The 20304-nt window shown below is 30.9% G+C and carries 17 protein-coding genes and 1 pseudogene; 14 read left to right on the forward strand and 4 right to left on the reverse strand.

Translation table 11 applies throughout. The annotated features are described in order from the left end of the window. Positions 1-12: 12 nt before the first annotated feature. Positions 13-1011 carry an ABC transporter substrate-binding protein gene (locus HW275_RS09255; RefSeq protein WP_178936247.1) on the reverse strand — a complete coding sequence of 333 codons (999 nt, stop codon included), beginning with the start codon at positions 1009-1011 and terminating at the stop codon, positions 13-15. Between the two features lie 1038 nt (positions 1012-2049). Here HW275_RS09255 and HW275_RS09260 point away from each other — a divergent pair. The 14 genes and pseudogenes from HW275_RS09260 (at position 2050) to HW275_RS09325 (ending at position 16644) form a co-directional block, all read left to right on the forward strand. Beyond that, positions 2050-3051, forward strand: coding sequence for a LacI family DNA-binding transcriptional regulator (locus HW275_RS09260; RefSeq protein WP_178936248.1), 1002 nt, complete (start codon positions 2050-2052; stop codon positions 3049-3051). Between the two features lie 530 nt (positions 3052-3581). Beyond that, on the forward strand, positions 3582-4004 hold the full coding sequence (lacA, locus tag HW275_RS09265) for a galactose-6-phosphate isomerase subunit LacA (protein WP_178936249.1): 423 nt from the start codon (positions 3582-3584) through the stop codon (positions 4002-4004). Positions 4005-4170: 166 nt separating this feature from the next. Continuing rightward, positions 4171-4686, forward strand: coding sequence for a galactose-6-phosphate isomerase subunit LacB (gene lacB / locus HW275_RS09270; RefSeq protein WP_178936250.1), 516 nt, complete (start codon positions 4171-4173; stop codon positions 4684-4686). 14 nt (positions 4687-4700) lie between these two features. Next, on the forward strand, positions 4701-5633 hold the full coding sequence (locus HW275_RS09275; RefSeq protein WP_178936251.1) for a tagatose-6-phosphate kinase: 933 nt from the start codon (positions 4701-4703) through the stop codon (positions 5631-5633). Between the two features lie 93 nt (positions 5634-5726). Next, a complete protein-coding gene (gene lacD / locus HW275_RS09280; RefSeq protein WP_178936252.1) occupies positions 5727-6704 on the forward strand; it encodes a tagatose-bisphosphate aldolase in 978 nt (325 codons plus the stop codon). Between the two features lie 66 nt (positions 6705-6770). Further along, complete coding sequence (gene lacF / locus HW275_RS09285) at positions 6771-7088, forward strand: lactose-specific PTS transporter subunit IIA (RefSeq protein ID WP_178936253.1); 318 nt, start codon at positions 6771-6773, stop codon at positions 7086-7088. Next, the gene (locus tag HW275_RS09290) at positions 7088-8791 is read left to right on the forward strand and encodes a lactose-specific PTS transporter subunit EIIC (protein ID WP_178936254.1); all 1704 of its coding nucleotides are present in this window, start codon (positions 7088-7090) and stop codon (positions 8789-8791) included. The genes lacF and HW275_RS09290 overlap by 1 nt, the downstream gene beginning before the upstream one ends. 53 nt (positions 8792-8844) lie before the next feature. Beyond that, positions 8845-10247 (forward strand): annotated as a pseudogene (gene lacG, locus HW275_RS09295) (6-phospho-beta-galactosidase). A 302-nt stretch (positions 10248-10549) separates the two neighbouring features. Further along, positions 10550-11002 carry a CopY/TcrY family copper transport repressor gene (locus HW275_RS09300; protein WP_178936255.1) on the forward strand — a complete coding sequence of 151 codons (453 nt, stop codon included), beginning with the start codon at positions 10550-10552 and terminating at the stop codon, positions 11000-11002. Between the two features lie 162 nt (positions 11003-11164). Beyond that, a complete protein-coding gene (locus tag HW275_RS09305) occupies positions 11165-12070 on the forward strand; it encodes an Imm49 family immunity protein (RefSeq protein WP_178936256.1) in 906 nt (301 codons plus the stop codon). A gap of 14 nt (positions 12071-12084) precedes the next feature. Beyond that, entirely contained in the window at positions 12085-12654 is a 570-nt protein-coding gene (locus HW275_RS09310) for a hypothetical protein (protein ID WP_178936257.1), read from the forward strand. A 35-nt stretch (positions 12655-12689) separates the two neighbouring features. Next, positions 12690-14918 carry a cation-translocating P-type ATPase gene (locus HW275_RS09315; RefSeq protein WP_178936258.1) on the forward strand — a complete coding sequence of 743 codons (2229 nt, stop codon included), beginning with the start codon at positions 12690-12692 and terminating at the stop codon, positions 14916-14918. Positions 14919-14985: 67 nt separating this feature from the next. Further along, the gene (locus HW275_RS09320) at positions 14986-15123 is read left to right on the forward strand and encodes a hypothetical protein (protein ID WP_178936259.1); all 138 of its coding nucleotides are present in this window, start codon (positions 14986-14988) and stop codon (positions 15121-15123) included. A 537-nt stretch (positions 15124-15660) separates the two neighbouring features. Then, entirely contained in the window at positions 15661-16644 is a 984-nt protein-coding gene (locus HW275_RS09325) for an FAD-dependent oxidoreductase (RefSeq protein ID WP_178936260.1), read from the forward strand. Between the two features lie 172 nt (positions 16645-16816). Here HW275_RS09325 and HW275_RS09330 read toward each other — a convergent pair whose 3' ends face one another. The 3 genes from HW275_RS09330 to mgtE (HW275_RS09340) form a co-directional block, all read right to left on the reverse strand. Next, positions 16817-17347 carry a DUF5105 domain-containing protein gene (locus tag HW275_RS09330; RefSeq protein ID WP_178936261.1) on the reverse strand — a complete coding sequence of 177 codons (531 nt, stop codon included), beginning with the start codon at positions 17345-17347 and terminating at the stop codon, positions 16817-16819. Positions 17348-17422: 75 nt separating this feature from the next. Continuing rightward, positions 17423-18769 carry a magnesium transporter gene (gene mgtE, locus HW275_RS09335; protein WP_178936262.1) on the reverse strand — a complete coding sequence of 449 codons (1347 nt, stop codon included), beginning with the start codon at positions 18767-18769 and terminating at the stop codon, positions 17423-17425. Between the two features lie 10 nt (positions 18770-18779). Continuing rightward, the gene (gene mgtE / locus HW275_RS09340) at positions 18780-20126 is read right to left on the reverse strand and encodes a magnesium transporter (protein WP_178936263.1); all 1347 of its coding nucleotides are present in this window, start codon (positions 20124-20126) and stop codon (positions 18780-18782) included. Positions 20127-20304: the final 178 nt, after the last annotated feature.

A 20304-nucleotide genomic window follows, 5' to 3' on the forward strand; every position in this document is an offset into this window, starting at 1 on the left:
AATTATCAAATTTTATTTTTTAGTTTCTACCATCTTAGCCTGTTTTAAAATACTGTCTGGTATTTTTATTCCCAATAATTCCATGTTTTGTTTGTTAATTTCAATTTGTAAATTTTTAACTGTTTCTATTGGGATTTCGCTTGGCTTTTTGCCTTTTAGTAAAATTTCGGCTGCAATTTCTCCGGAACGGTAGCCGATGTTGTAGTCGGTAGTTCCTTGCGAAATTAGCCCCCCTGCATTTGAATAAACGTCATTTGTGGCTAAAACAGGTATTTTTGATTTGTTAAATACATCAAGTAGTGCCGCAAAGTATGATGCCACTGTATTATCCTGAATAGCGTAGTAAACATCAATATCTTTTGCTATCAGGTTTGCCGCTGCAACCATTTCTGTACCGTTTGTGACAGCTTTTTCAACTACTGTGAATCCGTATTGTCCTGCGAGCTTTTTCAAATTATTTACTTCAGAAACTGAGTTTTGTTCAGATGAATTATAAATTATTCCTATTTTTTTCGCTTTTGGCAATAATTCTCTCATTAATTTCAAATTTTCATTAACTGGTGCCGCTCCGCTTGTTCCCGTAACATTTGGAATCCCTTCAAGCCCTGCACTTTTTGGATCTGTAACTGACGCAAACACAACTGGTATATTTCCTGTAACCTGATTTTTAGCCGCCTGTGCTGTCGGTGTCGTAACCGCAAATACCAAGTCTTTCTTATCTGCTGCAAACTGCTGCATAATCAATGTCTGATTGCTCATATCATTGTTTGCAATTTTATCATCATAATCAGCCTTTATCCCAGCCTTTGCCAAAGCATCCTTAAAACCTTGTTTAGCCGCATTTAATGCTGGATGATCTACAATCTGTGACAATCCAATTTTATAAACCTTTTCACTAACTTGAGAATCTTTTTTTTCGTCTTGAGAATTATTACTTTTTTTATTTCCGCAAGACAAAAGCATTCCTCCTAACATACCGAATAACAGTACACCTCTCATAATTTTTTTCATCTGTTTTTCCTCCTAAAATAAATAATTTTTGATTTGTTATAGTAAAAATTTAAAATTAACTTCCCGATACATTGTCAAAATCTAGAGTTTCATGAATTTCGTTAATTCAAATTTATAAGAATTTAACATATACTTGATTAATTATCAATTTGAACTGATAGAAATTAAATAAATCTAGATTTTTGCTGTAACTTTGAATTTATTTTTAAACTGGTTTTACTATGTTATTATTTTATCATATTTTTGGGAAATTTCCAGCAATATTTTGGAATAAAATAAAAAAATTAATTATAAAATATCCTTTAATTAAATTTAATCATTAAGTATCCATATAAAGGATTTTTATTTAGATTTTGAAAAACTGCTTATTGATAATAAATATTTTTTCATATTACTATGTTTTTTCTTTTTATAAAGCAAGGGAAATCAGTCGCCATTTCCCTTTATTTCGCAATAATAGTTATTTTAATATATTTAACTAGTGGCATATTAAAGAGAATAGCGAAAGTGCTATGCACTAACCCTGGCTCGTCTAAGCATTTTTTTGAAATATTCCCAAATTTTATTTGGGAAAGTAGTCGAAACATTTATTATTTGGATAAATCTGGATTACTACGAAAACGAAACTTGCTAACACTCACTTTCGCAAATAAAGATTAGAACAACTCTATAAAATATATTTGCTATGAAGGTTCTGGCGAAAGAAACACATAAATGTGTTTAGTCGTTTTCATTCCAAAAAAATCACGACATTCTATATTAAATTATAAAGATTATTATATTTAAATTTTAGGTTTTAATATTTTGAAAATATTAAATAAGCAAAATTTTGTTAAAGGAAAAATAACTAAATACGAATGTATTTCTTTCGCCATAATTTTTATAATAATTGTAAGATTTATATTTCAAAAAAAGTTTTAGTAAAAATATTAAAAATTTTACTAAAAAAACTAAAAAATTATATTATAAAACAAATGAAAAGTTAAGGAAGTTATAGTATAAAAAAGTAAATTTTAAGGTTTTAAAGAGAGGGAAAAAATGTCTACGATTAGAGATGTTGCAAAGCATGCAGGCGTTTTTATTGCCACTGTTTCCAGAATTTTGAATAATGATAAATATTTTGGTGTAACAAAGGAAACAAAGCAGAAGGTGCTGGATGCAGTTAAGGAGTTGAATTACAAGAAAAAAAATACAAAAAGAAAAAATACACAATTAAATGTTTCAATTATAAAGTCGTTTGACGAAAAGATAGAAAGTGAAGATCCATATTTTGTGTCATTACGGCTGGATTTGGAGTATGCGTTAAAGAAAAAGGGGATAAAAAGCAAGGTTTTTGAGTTGCAGCTGTTTGAAAAAAATGAAGAGATTTTAATGAATTTTATTGTTTGCAGCGCTATTATTGTCATTGGAGAAATAAAAAGAAGCCAGCTGGACTTTTTGAAGTCACTGAATGAAAATATTATTTGTGTGGACGCTTATAATTCAGATAATTCCATTGACTATATAAAGTTTGATATGAAACATTCGGTAAAAATTGTAATTGATTACTTATTGGGATTAGGACATAAGAAAATTGGGCTGCTGGGCGGCAGAAATCAAATCGTTAGAAATCTTGTGGATTTTCGGGAGCAGTATTTTATTGAAATTATGAAAGAACTTGAACTGTATAATGAAAAATTTGTAAAAGTAGATGAATTTTCAGCGGAATCAGGATACAAAATGATGAAGGAAATACTAAAGTTAGAAGGACCTCCGACAGCAGTATTTTGTGCAAATGACTCTATTGCAATGGGTGCTTACAAGGCTGTAAGGGAGAAGAGCCTGAAAATTTGTGATGATATTTCAATTATTGGATTTAACGACTTAAAAATCTCTCAATATATGACTCCGCCATTAACAACGCTTAGAATTGATACAAAAATTATCGCAGAAGAAACAATAAATGTACTGCTGGAACTGCTGGAACATAATAGAAGCTATAGGAAAAAGGTTTATTTACCTGTGGAATTAATCGAGAGGGAAAGTTGTGGAAGTATTTGATGGGGACAAAAAGCGTCCTCATTTTTATTTTTCAAACATAATTTAGTATAAACTAATCTGTCGTAGACTAGCCATAGGTTATTGCGTAGCAATCTTACTACAATTTTAATTATTAGGATAAATTTTTACTACAAGATAAGGTTTTGTGGCAATGAGCAATCCTACGAAAATAAAAAAGTTGAATGATTATGAATTAGTTATCAAATAACTCTATTATAAAAATTTATTCATATTCTTAAAAAGGGTTTAGTATTAAAATGATGTTACTAATTTTCAAATTAATAAAATTTATAAAAAAAATTAAATTCCAACTCAAATAATTTCATTTCTGTTTACTTAAAGTGATTTTTCAAATAAATATAAAATTGCGACTAAAAAAGTTTGTTTACTAAACAACCCTTATTTTTAACGGGTTTAATGTGTTGTAATTTTCATTTTTTGAGGTATATTTCAATTGTGGGATAAATAATATATTATTTGAAAATTTGTAGCTGCGCAGTGAAATGAATTAAAAAATGGAGGGAAAAATAATGAAAGTTATATTAGGTTCTGATGTGGATGGTAATGAATTAAAAGATTATATTAAAAATTATTTGCTGGAAAATGGATATGATGTAATTGATAAATCAGAAAATAAGGATTTTGTTGAAACAACGTATTCTGTTGCTCAAACTGTGTTAGCTGATGATGACAGTCTGGGGATAGTGTTTGATGCATACGGTGCAGGAAGTTTTATGGTTGCCACTAAAATAAAGGGAATGATTGCCGCAGAAGTTTCAGATGAACGTTCAGCTTATATGACAAGAGGACACAATAATGCAAGGATAATTACAATAGGTTCAAAAATTGTGGGAACAGAAGTTGCCAAAAATATTGTGAAGGGATTTTTGACTGCCGGATATGATGGTGGAAGACATCAAATTAGAGTGGATATGTTAAATAAGATGTGTTAGCCTGTTTAACTGGAAATAAATTATTTTGGAGTTAAATAGCATAATTTTAATTTTTGTGCTTAATTTTAAAGCTGCTTTATTATTGAGGGAAGAAATAAAAAGCTGTTTAAAAATGGAATGATAATAAAAAAATAAAAATAAAAGAGTAAAAAAGGATGGTAAAGATATGAAAATAGCAATTGGATGCGATCACATAGTAACAGATATGAAAATAGCGCTATCAGATTTTTTAAAATCAAAAGGTTACGAAGTGTTGGACTTTGGGACTTATGATTTTACACGTACTCATTATCCGATTTATGGTAAAAAAGTAGGTGAAGCGGTTGCAAGCGGGGAAGCTGATCTGGGAGTATGTATATGTGGAACAGGTGTTGGAATTAATAATGCTGTAAATAAGGTTCCGGGAATACGTTCGGCTTTAGTAAGAGATATGACAACTGCAATTTATGCAAAGGAATATTTAAATGCAAATGTTATTGGATTTGGTGGAAAAATAACTGGAGAGCTGCTTTTATGCGATATAGTGGAAGCATTTATAAAAGCAGAATATAAAAAAACAGAAGAACGTGAAAAATTAATTAAAAAAATTAAACATATAGAAACTGTAAATCCAGAACAAACTGATAAAGATTTTTTTATGGAATTTTTGGAAAAATGGGACAGAGGGGAATATAAAGATTAAAGGGGCTGATTAAGATGATTTTAACAGTAACAATGAATCCGTCTGTTGATATTTCATATCCTCTGGAAAAATTTAATCTGGATACAGTAAACAGAATTTCTAAAGTGAGCAAGACGCCTGGAGGAAAAGGTTTGAATGTAACAAGAGTGCTGAAACAGCTGAATGATAAAGTTATAGCAACAGGGCTTATAGGTGGGGGCTTGGGAATGGATATTCAGAAAAAATTGACAGAAAAGGAAATAGAGCATAAATTTTTTGAAATTTCTGGTGAAACAAGAAACTGTATTGCGATTTTACATGAAGGAATGCAAAGCGAAATTTTAGAAAGCGGGCCTTCAGTAACTTCATCTGAGAGCGAGAATTTTTTGAAACATTTTGAAGAATTAGTAAAAAAGGTTAAACTAATCTCTATTTCGGGAAGTTTTCCTAGCGGAATGGAAGATGATTATTATGCAAAAATGATAGAAATTTGCACCAAATATGAAAAACCAGTTGTCCTTGACTGCTCAGGAAAAGCATTGTTAGAAGTTTTAAAGCATGAATATAAACCAAAAGTAATAAAACCTAATACAGAAGAGTTATCACAATTAATTGGAAAAGACGTATCTAAAAATCCAGATGAATTAAAAAAAGTTTTAAAAGATAAATTATTTGAAAAAATTGAGTGGATAATCGTTTCGCTCGGAGCAGATGGAGCTTTTGCGAAACACAATGATAAATTTTATAAAGTGAATGTTCCTAAAATAGAAGTCGTAAATCCTGTAGGTTCAGGAGATTCAACAGTTGCAGGAATAACATCAGCAATTCATGAAAATGCGAGTGACGAAGATTTATTGAGAAAAGCAAATGTTCTTGGAATGTTGAATGCAATGGAAAAATTAACAGGATTTGTAAATTTGGAAAATTATGACAAATTATTTAATGAAGTAGAAATTTTGGAAATATAATTTCAAAAATAAAAAGCAAGTAGAAAAAATATTTATAGAACAAGGAAGAAAAATCTCTTTGTTAAAAAGTATAAAAAAACGGAGGAAAAAATAATGAAATTATCAGCACAAAAAAGAAAATATTTAGAAAATTTAAGTGATAAAAATGGCTTTATATCAGCACTAGCAATTGACCAAAGAGGTGCCTTGAAAAAAATGATAAATAAAAATCAGGAAAAAGAAGCGACTGCTGAACAAATAAAAGAATTTAAAGTATTAGTTTCAAAACATTTAACAAAATATTCTTCTTCAATCTTGTTAGATCCTGAATATGGGTTGGATGCAGCAAAAGCTAGAGATAAAAATGCGGGATTATTGCTAGCTTATGAAAAAACAGGATATGATGCGAATGCAGTTGGAAGATTGCCAGATTGCCTTGTTGAATGGTCTGCAAAAAGACTGAAAGAAGAAGGAGCAGATGCAGTAAAATTCTTGTTATACTATGATGTAGACGAATGTGAAGAAATAAATATTCAGAAAAAAGCATATATGGAAAGAGTAGGAGCTGAATGTGTTGCAGAAGACATACCTTTCTTTTTGGAAATTTTAAGTTATGACTGTAAAATTGACGACAACAGCACAGCAGAATATGCAAAAGTAAAACCTAGAAAAGTTATTGAAGCAATGAAAGAATTTTCAGATCCGAGATACAATGTCGATGTTTTAAAAGTCGAAGTTCCTGTAAATATGAAATATGTTGAAGGATTTGCTGATGGAGAAGTTGTTTATACTAAAGAAGAAGCAGCAAACTATTTCAAACAACAAGACAAAGCAACAAACTTGCCATATATTTACCTAAGTGCTGGAGTAAGTGCAAAATTTTTCCAAGATACATTAAAATTTGCTCATGATTCAGGTGCTAAATTTAATGGGGTACTATGTGGAAGAGCGACTTGGGCAAATGGAGTAGAAGTGTTTGCTAAGGAAGGTGAAAAAGCAACTGTGGAATGGTTGGATACAATTGGAAGAAAGAATATTGAAGAACTAAATGAAGTGGTTGAAAAAACAGCAACATCTTGGAAGGAAAAGTAGATTTTAGAAAAATCGTAAATTAAAAAAACGAGATAAAAAATAAAAAATGTTAAAAGGGAGAGAATTATGACAAAAGAAGATGTAACAATGGTAGGATTTGAAATTGTAGCTTTTGCAGGAGATGCAAGATCTAAATTGATGATTGCATTAAATAAAGCTCAAAATGGTGAATTTGAAGAAGCAGAAAACTTAGTAAAAGAAGCTGAAGAATGCTTAGTTGGTGCTCATAATGCGCAAACAGATATTTTAGCTAAAGAATCAGCTGGAGAAAATTTGGAAATGAGTTTTATTATGATTCATGGACAGGATCATTTGATGACAACAATATTATTGAAAGAATTAATGAAACATTTAATAGAATTATATAAAAGAGGAGCAAAGTAATGGAAAAACTGATTGAATTTATAGAAAAAGGAAAACCTTTTTTTGAAAAATTATCTCGGAATATATATTTAAGAGCAATTCGTGATGGTTTTATAGCTGGTATGCCAGTTATATTATTTTCTAGTATTTTTATCTTAGTTGCTTATGTTCCAAATGCTTTTGGATTTTTTTGGCCAAAAAGTATAGAAGCTTTATTAATGAAACCATATAGTTATTCTATGGGAATCTTAGCATTTTTAGTAGCTGGAACAACAGCTAAATCATTAACAGATTCTGTAAACCGTTCTATGCCAGCAACTAATCAAATTAATTATCTTTCTACACTTTTAGCCTCAATGGTTGGATTGTTGTTATTAGCGGCAGATCCAACTAAAGATGGAATTTCAACTGGATTCTTGGGTACAAAAGGACTTTTAACTGCATTTTTAGCATCATTTATAACTGTAACAATTTATAAGTTTTGTATAAAAAATGAAGTAACTATTAAAATGCCTTCCGAAGTTCCGCCTAATATTTCACAAGTTTTTAAAGATGTAATACCATTTACTTTATCAGTTGTATCACTTTATGTTCTTGATATTCTTGTACGTCATTTTATTGGTACAGGAGTTGCAGAAGCAGTAGGTAAACTTTTTGGACCATTATTTTCAGCAGCTGATGGATATGTAGGAATTACTATTATATTTGGGGCTTTTGCGTTCTTCTGGTTTGTTGGAATTCATGGGCCTTCAATTGTAGAACCGGCTATTGCAGTTGTCACTTATGCTAATATAGATGCAAATTTAAATCTTATGAGAGCTGGACAACATGCGGATAAAATCTTAACTTCAGGAACACAAATGTTTATAGTTACAATGGGAGGAACTGGAGCTACTTTGATAGTGCCATTTATGTTTATGTGGATTTGTAAATCTAAGAGAAATAAAGCTATTGGACGTGCTTCTGTTGTGCCTACATTCTTTGGTGTAAACGAACCAATTTTATTTGGTGCTCCAATTGTATTAAATCCAGTATTCTTTATACCATTTATCTTTGCACCAATAATAAATGTTTGGATTTTTAAAATATTTATAGATGTACTTGGAATGAACAGCTTTACTGCTAATCTTCCATGGACAACTCCAGGACCATTGGGAATAATACTGGGAACAAATCTTCAGGTATTATCATTTATTTTAGCGGCACTTTTAATTGTTGTGGACTTTATTATTTATTATCCATTTATAAAAGTATACGATAAACAAATTCTCGAAGAAGAACGCCTTGGAACTACAAATAACGAATTAAAAGAAAAAGTTGCTGCAAACTTCAACACTGAAAAAGCAGATAATATTCTTGAAAAAGCTGGTGTTGAAAAAACTGCTGCCGTTAAAAATAATATAACAAAAGAAACAAATGTACTTGTATTGTGTGCTGGTGGAGGAACAAGTGGACTTTTAGCAAATGCTTTAAATAAGGCAGCAAAAGAACATAATGTTCCAGTTAAAGCTGCAGCAGGTGGATATGGTGCACACCGTGAAATACTTCCTGAATTTGATTTGGTTATTCTTGCGCCACAAGTTGCATCAAATTTTGAAGATATGAAGGCAGAAACTGATAAATTAGGAATTAAATTAGCAAAAACCGAAGGAGCTCAATATATTAGTTTGACTCGTGACGGTAAAGGTGCGTTAGACTTTGTGCAAGCACAATTTCAAGATTAATTAATATATTTTAATACTAAGTAATAGTTTTATATAATTATGGAGGTTTAATTATGTCAAAAAAATTACCGGAAGATTTTATTTTTGGAGGAGCAACAGCGGCATATCAGGCTGAAGGTGCAATCAAAATTGATGGGAAGGGACCAGTTGCATGGGATAAATTTTTAGAAGAAAACTATTGGTATACGGCAGAACCTGCGAGTGATTTTTATCATCAATATCCAGTCGATTTGAAACTTTGCGAAGAATTCGGTATAAATGGAATAAGAATTTCAATAGCATGGTCAAGAATTTTTCCAAATGGCTATGGAGAATTAAATCCAAAAGGAGTAGAATTTTATCATAAATTATTTGCAGAATGTAAAAAAGAAAAGTAGAACCTTTTGTAACTCTTCACCATTTTGATACACCAGAAGTTTTGCACTCCAACGGAGATTTTTTAAATCGTGAAAATATAGAGCACTTTGTAAATTATGCGAAATTCTGTTTTGAAGAATTTAGTGAAGTAAACTATTGGACAACATTTAATGAAATAGGACCAATTGGAGATGGTCAATATCTTGTTGGAAAATTTCCTCCAGGAATAAAATATGATTTTGAAAAATTGTTTCAGTCACACCATAATATGGTTTTGGCACACGCAAAAGCAGTAAATTTGTTTAAGAAAAACGGATACAATGGAGAAATAGGCATGGTCTGTGCATTACCGACAAAATATCCCTATGATCCAAATAATCCAAAAGATGTTAGAGCCGCTGAACTGGACGATATTATCCATAATAAATTTATTTTAGATGCTACTTTTAAAGGTGAATATTCAAAGGAAACAATGGAAGGTGTAAATCACATTTTAAAAGTTAATGGCGGGAAATTAGATTTAAGAGAAGAAGACTTTGAAGAATTGAAAGCTGCAAAAGATTTGAATGATTTTCTTGGAATAAATTATTATATGAGCGACTGGATGGCTGAATACGATGGTGAAACTGAAATTATCCACAATGCAACAGGAAATAAAGGAAGTTCCAAATATCAGATAAAAGGCGTGGGACAAAGAAAAGCCAATGAAAGTATCCCAAGAACTGACTGGGACTGGATAATTTATCCAAAAGGACTTTACGATCAAATTTTTAGAGTAAAAAGAGATTATCCAAACTATAAAAAAATCTATATTACTGAAAATGGTTTAGGATATAAAGATGTTTTTGAAGACAATACAGTTTATGATGATGCCAGAATTGACTACATAAGACAACATCTGGAAGTAATTTCAGACGCCATAAGGGATGGAGCGAATGTAAAAGGATATTTCTTATGGTCATTAATGGATGTATTTTCTTGGTCAAATGGCTATGAAAAAAGATATGGATTATTCTATGTTGACTTTGAAACACAAAAACGTTATCCAAAGAAAAGTGCTTACTGGTATAAAAAGGTAGCGGAAACAAAAGAAGTCTAAAATAATATTTATATATTTGAATTTTTTGTGTGGGAGTGAAAACTCTCACATTTTAATTTATTTTTTGGGTGGTGAAACCCGCAAAATTATTATAACAAAAAAGACTAGAAAAATCTAGCCTAATTTGTTCACCATTTAATTAACTATAAGGATACTCTCCTTAGGAGTTATTTACACAGGTGTTATAACACAAAATTATTTAAAAAAAAACAAAAAAACTTGACAAAAAACGATTACTATTGTAAACTATTAATATAAAAGATTACGAATGTAAACATTAAGTGAGGTAAGGAGGTAAGAATGTGAAAGAAAACTGCAAAATTGATAAAAAACAGCATATAACCGATGCAGAATGGGAAGTAATGCGAGTTGTGTGGGCAAATAGTGAAGTTACAAGCAAGTTTGTATCAAAGGTGCTTTGTGAGAAAATGAACTGGAAGCAGGCTACAATAAAGACGCTGTTAAATCGGCTATTGGAAAAGAATATTTTGAAAAAGAGGGAAATTGGGAACAAGTATATTTATTCGACGGATTTTACGGAAAAAGAAGTGGCTAATAGTTATATTTTAGGAACTTTTGATAAAATTTGTAAAACGAAAGTTGGAGAAATGATAGGGAAAGTTATTGAGAACAGTGAACTGAGTTTTGGCGACTTGGACTTGATTTTGAAGGCTGTGGAGAAAAAGAGGAAAACGGCTGTGAAGGAAGTTTTGTGTGATTGTGTTGAAGGGCAGTGTAATTGCAGAGAAGGATGATTAATGAAATTATAAGAGTAATTTGTTATTTTAATAATAGACTTGTTAGGGAAACTGTAAGTGTTAATAAAGTAAGTATTATGAGGTAAGGGGTTTTAACTCCTTCTCGAAATAAAAAAAACATGTTTAATAAGTATAAAATTTGATAACTGGAGGTATAAAATGAACATTGTGGCGGGAAAAACTAAATACGAATTCGGTGTGAATAGAATTTTGAATGAAACAAATGATTCATTAAATTATGAAGAAATAGAGCAAGATATTGATTATATTGAAAATAAAAAAGGTGATCAGCTATACTGTATGAAATCTCTTGGATTTGAGTATTTACAACTTTCTTCAAAAAAATTATTTGTAGAAAAGGACATAAAAACTTGTAGATATTATTGCTATATAATTGCTAAATTAGAATTTTTATCAAAAGCATTAGATGAGAAGGTATTTTTTGATAATTCAGATTTATTTTATATGCTGATGTCAAATAATCCTGATTTTATAGTGTTTTTAAAAAATAATATAGAGGAAATACAACCTAACGATTATGATTCAGAAAAAGATATTTATAAAAATTTAACTAATACATATGGAGATTTTTTTATAACAAGGACAACTTTATTAGCAATAATTGGTGATTTTGAAGAAGTGAAAAAGCGATGTTCAGTATATTTGGAAAAATCTAAAAATTTTAGAGATAGTTATTATAGATACCGTGTTTATGGAATGGAATTTTTGAAGGCTTTAGCATTAAAGGATATTGAAAAAATGAAAGAAATAATAGATATAATGATGATGCCTAAGATAGCAAAGGCATTGGTTAGAGATCGTATTACTAACTATAGTTTTTATTTACATATTTATGTTATAATATATGCAAAAATAGCATTGCTTCATGGATTTGATTTAGGTATAGATAATGAAGTTGCCCCTAAAGAAATAATTGATAATACTCCATTAGAAAGTTATGAAGATCCATACAATTTTATGAAAAAATTTGATTTAAAAACAATAACTCCAAAAGAATGGAGAGAATGGACAAAAAGTTATTCAACATTTAGACCAATTGATTAAGAGGTGATAAGATTATGTCAGAAATAATAGATTTTTATACAAGAATTAAATATAAAAAAGATAATACGATAAAAGAAGACGATATACTGGATGATTTGGATATCTATGATGCTATACTAGAACTTGAATATGATACAATTGTTTATTATAATGAAAAACTTCTAACATTACAGGGACGTGCCAATTGGAGTTATGCAAGAACTTTTTCTCCAAGTCAGGAAAGAAATGAACTTCAAGAAGTTGCAAAAAATAAAGGAATAGATAATTTATACTATATTTTTTGCAGTTATTCATTATCAATGGGAATAGTGTATGGGATCATAAATTTTGATATTAATAATAATGCTGTTTATGAAAAGATTTTTGAGAAAGAAGAGTGTGAAGAAATTCTAGAGAAATTATCACCTGGATTAGTCAAAAAATTTCAAATACTCAACGAGAGCGAAAAAGAATATACTGACGATGGTGAAAATCTTGATGATATTGTGGAAGAAATGAATGATAAGATAAGTAAGTACTGTTATCAAGAATTTATTAAATTTATAAATGAAACAAAGTTAGAAGAATTAGATTTTAATTGTTAAATGAATTTTTGAAGAAACGAAAGGAGCATAATAATATGAAAACAGAAAATTATACAGTAACTGGAATGAGCTGTGCAGCTTGTGCTAATGCTGTGGAAAAGGCGCTTAATAAAAATAATGATATTAACGCTTCAGTTAATATTGCAACTGAAAAATTGAATATTGAATATGATGAGAAAAAATATAATTTTGATAAAATTAGGAAAATAGTAGAGTCGGCTGGGTATGGGCTGGTTGAGGATATGACAGAAGATAAAAAACTGGAACTTTATCAAGAAAAAATAACAAGTTTGAAAAATCGATTAATTTTGGCAATTATTTTTGTTGTTCCACTTTTGTATATTTCGATGGGGCATATGCTCGGGGCAACACTTCCTGAATTTTTGAATCCTAAAGTAAATCCGTTTAATTTTGCATTGGCACAGTTTGTGTTGACTTTGCCTATTATTCATGCTGGGAGAGATTTTTTTTCACATGGATTTAAAAATTTAGTAAGAAAATCTCCAACAATGGATTCATTAATTGCGATTGGGGCGACAGCGGCGGTACTTTATGGAATTTATGCCACTTTCAGAATTGTAACTGTAGATCCTGAAGCACATATGGATTTGTATTATGAGTCAGCTGGTACAATTATTACATTAATTTTATTTGGAAAACTGCTGGAGGCAAAAACAAAAGGTCAAACTTCATCGGCAATAAAAAAACTTATCGGACTTCAGCCTAAAAAGGCTAAAATCATTGAAAATGGAGTGGAAAAGGAAGTTCTGATTGAAAAATTGAAAGTTGGAGATATTGTTATTGTGAAACCGGGAGAAAAAATTGCGGTGGACGGAAAGATTGTGGAAGGGGCGACTTCTGTTGATGAATCAATGTTGACAGGAGAAAGTTTGCCAGTAAGCAAAAAAGTTGGAGATAAGGTTGTTGGAGGAAGTATAAATAAAAATGGAAGTATTAGATTTGAGGCGACTGAAATTGGTAAAAATACAGTTTTGTCACAAATTATAAAACTGGTTGAAGAAGCACAGGGGTCAAAGGCTCCTATTTCTCGAATGGCAGACATTGTGGCGGCATATTTTGTACCGATTGTTATTGGGATTGCGATAATTACAGGGATTGCCTGGTTTCTAAGTGGAAGTGGATTGGTTACTGCATTGTCGTTTTTCATCGCTGTACTTGTAATTGCGTGTCCGTGTGCATTGGGACTTGCAACACCTACATCGATAATGGTTGGAACTGGAAAAGGGGCTGAAAACGGTATCCTTATTAAAAGTGGAGAAGCTCTTGAAACAGCACATAAAATTAAAACGGTTGTCTTTGATAAGACTGGTACGATTACGAAAGGAAAGCCTGTACTGACTGATTTGATTGCTTATGGAAATTATAACGAGAATGAATTGTTAAAAATTGCTGCAAGTGTAGAAAATGATTCAGAGCATCCATTAGCAGAGGCAATTGTAAATGAAGCAAAAGAGAAAAATATTGAAATTAAACCCTATGAAAAATTTAGGGCAATGCCAGGTTACGGTATTCGTGCGGCAATTGATGGTAAAGAAGTGCAAATTGGAAATAGAAAACTTATGGAAAATCGAAAAATCAATGTGGAAATTTCTCAAAAAGATTATGATATTCTGTCGAATGAAGGAAAAACGCCAATGTACATTTCGATTGATAACGAATTGGCAGGGCTTGTTGCAGTTGCAGATGTTATCAAGGAAACAAGCAAGGAAGCTATAGAAAAACTGAAAAAAATGGGAATCAAGACAATAATACTAACTGGAGATAACGAAAAAACTGCGAAATTTATCGCAAAGCAAGTGGGAATAGATGATGTAATTTCAGAAGTGCTGCCTTATCAGAAATCTCAAAAAGTAAAGGAACTTCAGGAAAAAGATGAATTTGTTGCAATGGTTGGAGACGGAATTAACGATTCACCAGCACTTGCTCAAGCAAACGTTGGAATTGCAATAGGAAATGGAACGGATGTTGCTATAGAATCAGCTGATATTGTCTTAATTAGAAACGATTTGAGAGATGTTGCGGGTGCAATAGCATTAAGTAAAGTGACAATCACAAATATAAAGGAAAATCTATTTTGGGCATTCTTTTATAACGTACTTGGAATACCATTTGCCGCTGGAATATTTTATGCATTTTTCAATGGACCAAAATTGGATCCGATGATAGCGGCTTTTGCAATGTCGTTTAGTTCAGTATCTGTTTTGGGGAATGCTTTGAGATTGAAATTTTTTAAAGTTAAATAGAATTTTGAAAAATAGGTTGAATTTTATTACATATCTATGATATTATCTTCTATAAGAGGTGAGTAATATGGAAACAAAATTAAGAAATTTAACAAAGAAAGTTGAGAATAAATCAGTAAAAATTGCAGAAGATAAGGAATTGGAAATAATTTCTTCTAAAGTTTTGAAGAAGTATAAAAAAACATTTGAGAAATTGACGAAATGATTCCTGTATAAAAAAATATAAAATTTTAGTATTGATTTTTTTTTTGAAAAATGATATAATACTTTTGAATAAAAAACAATCTATATGCTTATAGTCATAGAAAAAATGCGGAAAATCCCTCATTCTTAATTGAATGGGGGTGTTTTTTATGATATAATATTCTGTCGATTAAGATCCGCAAACTTAAACGACAACAAAGCATATAGATTGGGGGTGGTCAAGATGATTAATCAAGACTGGACTGTTTTATTGGCTATAATCATTTTTTTCTTGATTTTTAGCCGTCAAAGATAGTCGGCTTGAATTAATCTCCTCCTACCTTTGCCCACTGGTTATTTATAACTGGTGGGTTTTGTTTTTAATTTTTTAATAGGTAAGAAAATATTGGAAATTGTTGATAAAATAAATATGACATTTATTAAAGTTAAAATTTAAATATTGACAATTTTAGAAAATTATATTAAAATAAATTGTAATGATTACAAAATTAAATAAATTATTATAAAATAAATAAAAATTAAATTGGAGGTATGGAAAATGGATTTTAGCTTAAATCTTGGTGCTTTAGATGAAGGGAAATTAGTAAAAATTGATGAAAATAAACTTTATGATGTGACTGTAGTCGGATCTGGGCCTGCAGCTGTTTCTGCAGCAATTTATGCGGCTAGAAAAGGGCTTAATGTGGCGATGGTTGGAGTGAAGATTGGTGGACAGATTCTTGATACAAATGAAATTGAGAATATTATCGGAACTGTTTCTACAACTGGAGCTAAATTTGCTGAAACATTGGAAAAACATTTAAAAGAACATGAAATTGCATTTAAGGAAGGTCATTTAGTAAAAGAGATAAAGGAAGATGGAAAAGATAAGATTTTGGTAACTGATGATGGAAAAAGTTATAAAACAAAAACAGTTATTGTAGCAACTGGAGCAAAACCTAGAAGTTTGAATATTCCTGGAGAAGCTGAATATGTTGGTAAAGGAGTGCATTACTGCTCAACTTGTGACGGGCCTTTCTATAAAGGGCTGGATGTGGCTGTAATTGGTGGGGGAAATTCAGGTGTGGAAGCGGCACTGGATTTGTCTGGAATTGCAAAATCAGTTACATTAATTGAATTTATGCCAGAATTAAAGGCTGATAAGATTTTACAGGAAAAATTGGCTGAACAGTCAAATATAAAAACTATTTTAAATTCTGCAACAGTTAGAGTTAATGGAAAAGAATTTGTAGAAAGTATTGTTTATAAAAGCAGAGAAACTAATGAAGAAAAAACGTTGAATGTGGAAGGTATGTTTGTGGAAATTGGGTTGTCACCAAGAAGCGAAGTTGTAAAAGGCTTGGTTGAAACAAATAAAATTGGAGAAATTGTAATTAATCCTGAAAATAACTTAACTTCTGTGGCTGGAATCTTTGCAGCGGGAGATGTTACTAGCATTAGACAAAAACAAATAATCATCGCAATGGGAGAAGGTGCAAAAGCGGCACTTGGAGCATTTGAGTATTTGATTACAAAATATTAATTTTTAAAATAGGAAAAATGAACTGCATCTAAAATCTTGGACACAAGATAAGAGGTGCGGTTTTTTTATAGAAACATTTAAAAAAGAAGGCTGATGAAATTCCTTATTTTCATAAAAAAATACTCCAATTAATTAAAATTAGAGTATTTATAATTATAAGAAAATCGATATTCTAATTAGCAAGTCCAAATGTAATCATTTTGAAAAACTCTTCGTTTTCGTCACTTATTATCCAGTCTTTACCATTTTTTACATATTTTACGTCCAGCGTTTTTTCTGAATATTTTAAATCTTTGCTATTAAATTTCTCGTTAAAGAACTCTTTTCCAACTTGCATAACTTCTTTTTGTAAATCTTCATTATTTTTTGGCATAGCTTTAGACATTCTTTCAGAGAGCCTAGTTTGAAGTTCACCTATGTATGAAGTTAAATCGGGAGCTTTTATAGTAACATTTATTGTAGCAATGTTTCCTTTTGACTCGACTTTATTGACTTTGTAAGTTATTTTTTTCATTCCTTCACCGTATACTTTGCTAAAATTTTCTAAAATAGCATTAATATTTCCTTCAGCTTTGCCAAATTTTGACATATCTCCTGATTGGATTATTTTCATTTTTTCCTCAAAATCTTTTTGTGCAGGATGAGTTCCACAGCTTACTACAAATAAAAGCATACTTAGTAAAATTAAAATTTTTGCCTTCATAAATTTCTCCTTCGATTTTTTTTACATTATACTATGTTTGTATAATTTTATAGACAGTATTTCATTAGATTTATATTATTTAAGGTTCTTTAAAAGCATTGTTGCAAAAGTAAAGTAAATAACAAGTGTTACAGCGTCTGAAATTGTTGTTATCAGAGGGGTTGCCATAACGGCTGGATCGGCTTTTACAATTTTTGCTCCGAGCGGCAGCAATGCTCCTACCAGTTTTGAAATTATTATTGTAAATACAAGGGTTAATGAAACAATAAGAGCGATTGTCGGATTGGTTTTTTCCAGTGTAATCAATCTTATGAAATTTAAGGCTGACAAGACGATGGAAACCATTATACCAATAAAAAATTCTTTTTTAATAACTTTAAAGGCATCTTTTGGAGAGATTTCACCCAGTGCCAAGGAACGGATTACAACTGTTGATGACTGGGAACCGACATTTCCTCCACTCGACATCAGCATTGGGATAAAAGCTGTCAGAATAATAGATTTAGCCAGCACTTTTTCATACCCCTGAATGATATTTCCAGAAATTGTATCAGAAATCATAAGTACGGCAAGCCACCCAATTCTCTGTTTTGCCATTGTAAAGACATTTGTCTTTAAGTAAGAGTCGTCAGTGGGAGAAGTAATCCCTGCCATTTTATGAAAATCTTCCGTAACTTCCTGATCCACTACATCCATCACGTCATCTATTGTAATTATTCCCAAAATTCTGTTTTCGTGATCAACAACCGGCATAACGATAAAATCGTATTTTTTGAACAGGTCGGCTACAATTTCCTGATCATCATTTGTATTGACGCTTACAAAATTTTTATTCATAACATCTTCAATTAAGATAGTATCCTTTTTGGCAATTAATTCCTTGAGGGAAAGCACGCCTTCCAGTACACCATTTTCTCCAGTAACATAGCAAGTATAGATATTTTCCTTATCTTTTCCAGTTTTTCTAATTTCTTCAATTGCTTCCGACACTTTCATATTTTTTTGCAGATCCACATACTCGGTTGTCATAATGCTTCCAGCTGAATTATCAGGATACTTTAACAACTGATTTATCAAGTGCCTGTCCTTTTTGTCGGTATTCTTTAATATTTTTTTTACAATATCTGATGGCATTTCTTCAATAATATCGACAATATCATCAAAGTACAGCTCATCAAAAATTTCACGTGTTTCAATATCTGTTGAGGCGTGAATAATCATTTCCTGATGTTCTGAATCCAGATAAGGAAACACATCCGCCGCCTTATCTTTTTTCAACAGTCTAAAAATCATTATTACAAGTTCAGGCAACTTAAACTGATTTAATATATCAGAAACTTCCACTGCGTTCAGTTCATTTAACTCACTTTTTATTTCAAAATATTTTTTTTCTTTTAAAAGAGTTTCAATTAATTCTTTCATCATTCCCTCCCTACTTTATAATATTACTCAAAAATATAGTTGCAAATTTAAAATAGATGGAAAGGGTCAAAGCGTCTAAAATTGTAGTTATTAGAGGCCCTGCCATAATTGCGGGATCCATTTTAAATGTTTTTGCAACAACAGGTAAAAATGCACCTATTATTTTGGAAATCATAACTACGAAAATAAGGGTGATCGAAACAGTCAAGGCGACATTTAAAGGCGTTTTTGTCAAAGTTATAAGCCGTAAATAGTTAATTCCTGCCAGAACGACTGCCACGATAAATGAGATAGAAAATTCTTTTTTTAATATTTTAAAAATATCCTTTGGATTTACTTCACCCAGTGCCAAGGCACGAATAACAATTGTAGAAGACTGGGCTCCTGCATTTCCTCCGGTATCCATTAGCATTGGGATGAATGAAGATAAAATAACTACCGATTGCAGCACATCTTCATAGCTTTTTATAATTCTTCCTGTAAAAGTTGCAGAAATCATAAGTACAACAAGCCAGCTAATTCTCTGCCTTGCCATAGTAAAAGCGCTTGTCTTGAGGTAAGATTCCTCAACTGGTGTAATTCCCGCCATTTTGTGGAAATCTTCTGTCGCTTCCTGTTCCACAACGTCCATTATATCGTCAATTGTAATTATCCCAAGAAGCCTGTTCTCTATATCTGTAACTGGAAGCACAATCAAATTATACTTTTTAATTATTTCAGCAACATGTTCCTGATCGTCATTTGTGTGAACGCTTACAAAATTACGGTTCATTATATTTTTCACAACCGTGTCATCTTCATTTGTAATTAATTCCTTTAGTGAAATAACACCTTCCAGCTTTCTGTCCTCGCTAATGACATAACAAGTATAGACATTTTCCATATCTTCCACAGTGTTCCTGATTTTAGCGATTGCTTGAGATACCTTCATATCCTTTTTCAAATCCATATATTCAGTTGTCATAATGCTTCCGGCTGAATTGTCAGGATACTTCAGCAAAAGATTTATTGTATGCCTGTCTTTAGCATCAGTATTTTTTAAAATCTTTTTTACTACATTTGATGGCATTTCCTCAATAATATCGACAATATCATCAAAATAAAGCTCATCAAATATATTTTTCGTTTCCACATCAGTCATAGTGTTAATAATCATTTCCTGATGCTCTGTATCCAGATATGAAAATACATCCGCTGCCCTATTTTTGGAAAGCAGCCTAAAAATCATTATTAATTCAGAAGATTCAAACTGATTTAGCAGTTCCGAAACTTCAACGGTATTTAAGTCATTTAAATATTTTCTAATTTCAAAATATTTTTTTTCTTTTATAAGTGTTTGAATAGTGTTGTCTTCCACTGTTATATCCTTTCCCTTATGCTTTTTATTTTATGCAATTTCAAAATAAGAAGAATAACAGCAGCGAAGAGATTCCCCTTATCCATTGCATATATTTGTAAAATCTAAATTATTCAGTTTCTGACTCGGGACTTCCTCGTTCAAAACATTCACCTCCGAAAAATACAAAATAAGCATA

It is taken from the genome of Leptotrichia sp. oral taxon 223 (genome assembly GCF_013394795.1).
GTDB lineage: Bacteria > Fusobacteriota > Fusobacteriia > Fusobacteriales > Leptotrichiaceae > Leptotrichia.

What these genes read in the sequence shown, in the direction of transcription:
- HW275_RS09255 (WP_178936247.1), bottom strand. Translation starts at nt 1,011, where the DNA reads ATGAAAAAAATTATGAGAGGTGTACTGTTATTCGGTATGTTAGGAGGA.
- HW275_RS09260 (WP_178936248.1), top strand. Translation starts at nt 2,050, where the DNA reads ATGTCTACGATTAGAGATGTTGCAAAGCATGCAGGCGTTTTTATTGCC.
- lacA (WP_178936249.1), top strand. Translation starts at nt 3,582, where the DNA reads ATGAAAGTTATATTAGGTTCTGATGTGGATGGTAATGAATTAAAAGAT.
- lacB (WP_178936250.1), top strand. Translation starts at nt 4,171, where the DNA reads ATGAAAATAGCAATTGGATGCGATCACATAGTAACAGATATGAAAATA.
- HW275_RS09275 (WP_178936251.1), top strand. Translation starts at nt 4,701, where the DNA reads ATGATTTTAACAGTAACAATGAATCCGTCTGTTGATATTTCATATCCT.
- lacD (WP_178936252.1), top strand. Translation starts at nt 5,727, where the DNA reads ATGAAATTATCAGCACAAAAAAGAAAATATTTAGAAAATTTAAGTGAT.
- lacF (WP_178936253.1), top strand. Translation starts at nt 6,771, where the DNA reads ATGACAAAAGAAGATGTAACAATGGTAGGATTTGAAATTGTAGCTTTT.
- HW275_RS09290 (WP_178936254.1), top strand. Translation starts at nt 7,088, where the DNA reads ATGGAAAAACTGATTGAATTTATAGAAAAAGGAAAACCTTTTTTTGAA.
- HW275_RS09305 (WP_178936256.1), top strand. Translation starts at nt 11,165, where the DNA reads ATGAACATTGTGGCGGGAAAAACTAAATACGAATTCGGTGTGAATAGA.
- HW275_RS09310 (WP_178936257.1), top strand. Translation starts at nt 12,085, where the DNA reads ATGTCAGAAATAATAGATTTTTATACAAGAATTAAATATAAAAAAGAT.
- HW275_RS09315 (WP_178936258.1), top strand. Translation starts at nt 12,690, where the DNA reads ATGAAAACAGAAAATTATACAGTAACTGGAATGAGCTGTGCAGCTTGT.
- HW275_RS09320 (WP_178936259.1), top strand. Translation starts at nt 14,986, where the DNA reads ATGGAAACAAAATTAAGAAATTTAACAAAGAAAGTTGAGAATAAATCA.
- HW275_RS09325 (WP_178936260.1), top strand. Translation starts at nt 15,661, where the DNA reads ATGGATTTTAGCTTAAATCTTGGTGCTTTAGATGAAGGGAAATTAGTA.
- HW275_RS09330 (WP_178936261.1), bottom strand. Translation starts at nt 17,347, where the DNA reads ATGAAGGCAAAAATTTTAATTTTACTAAGTATGCTTTTATTTGTAGTA.
- mgtE (WP_178936262.1), bottom strand. Translation starts at nt 18,769, where the DNA reads ATGAAAGAATTAATTGAAACTCTTTTAAAAGAAAAAAAATATTTTGAA.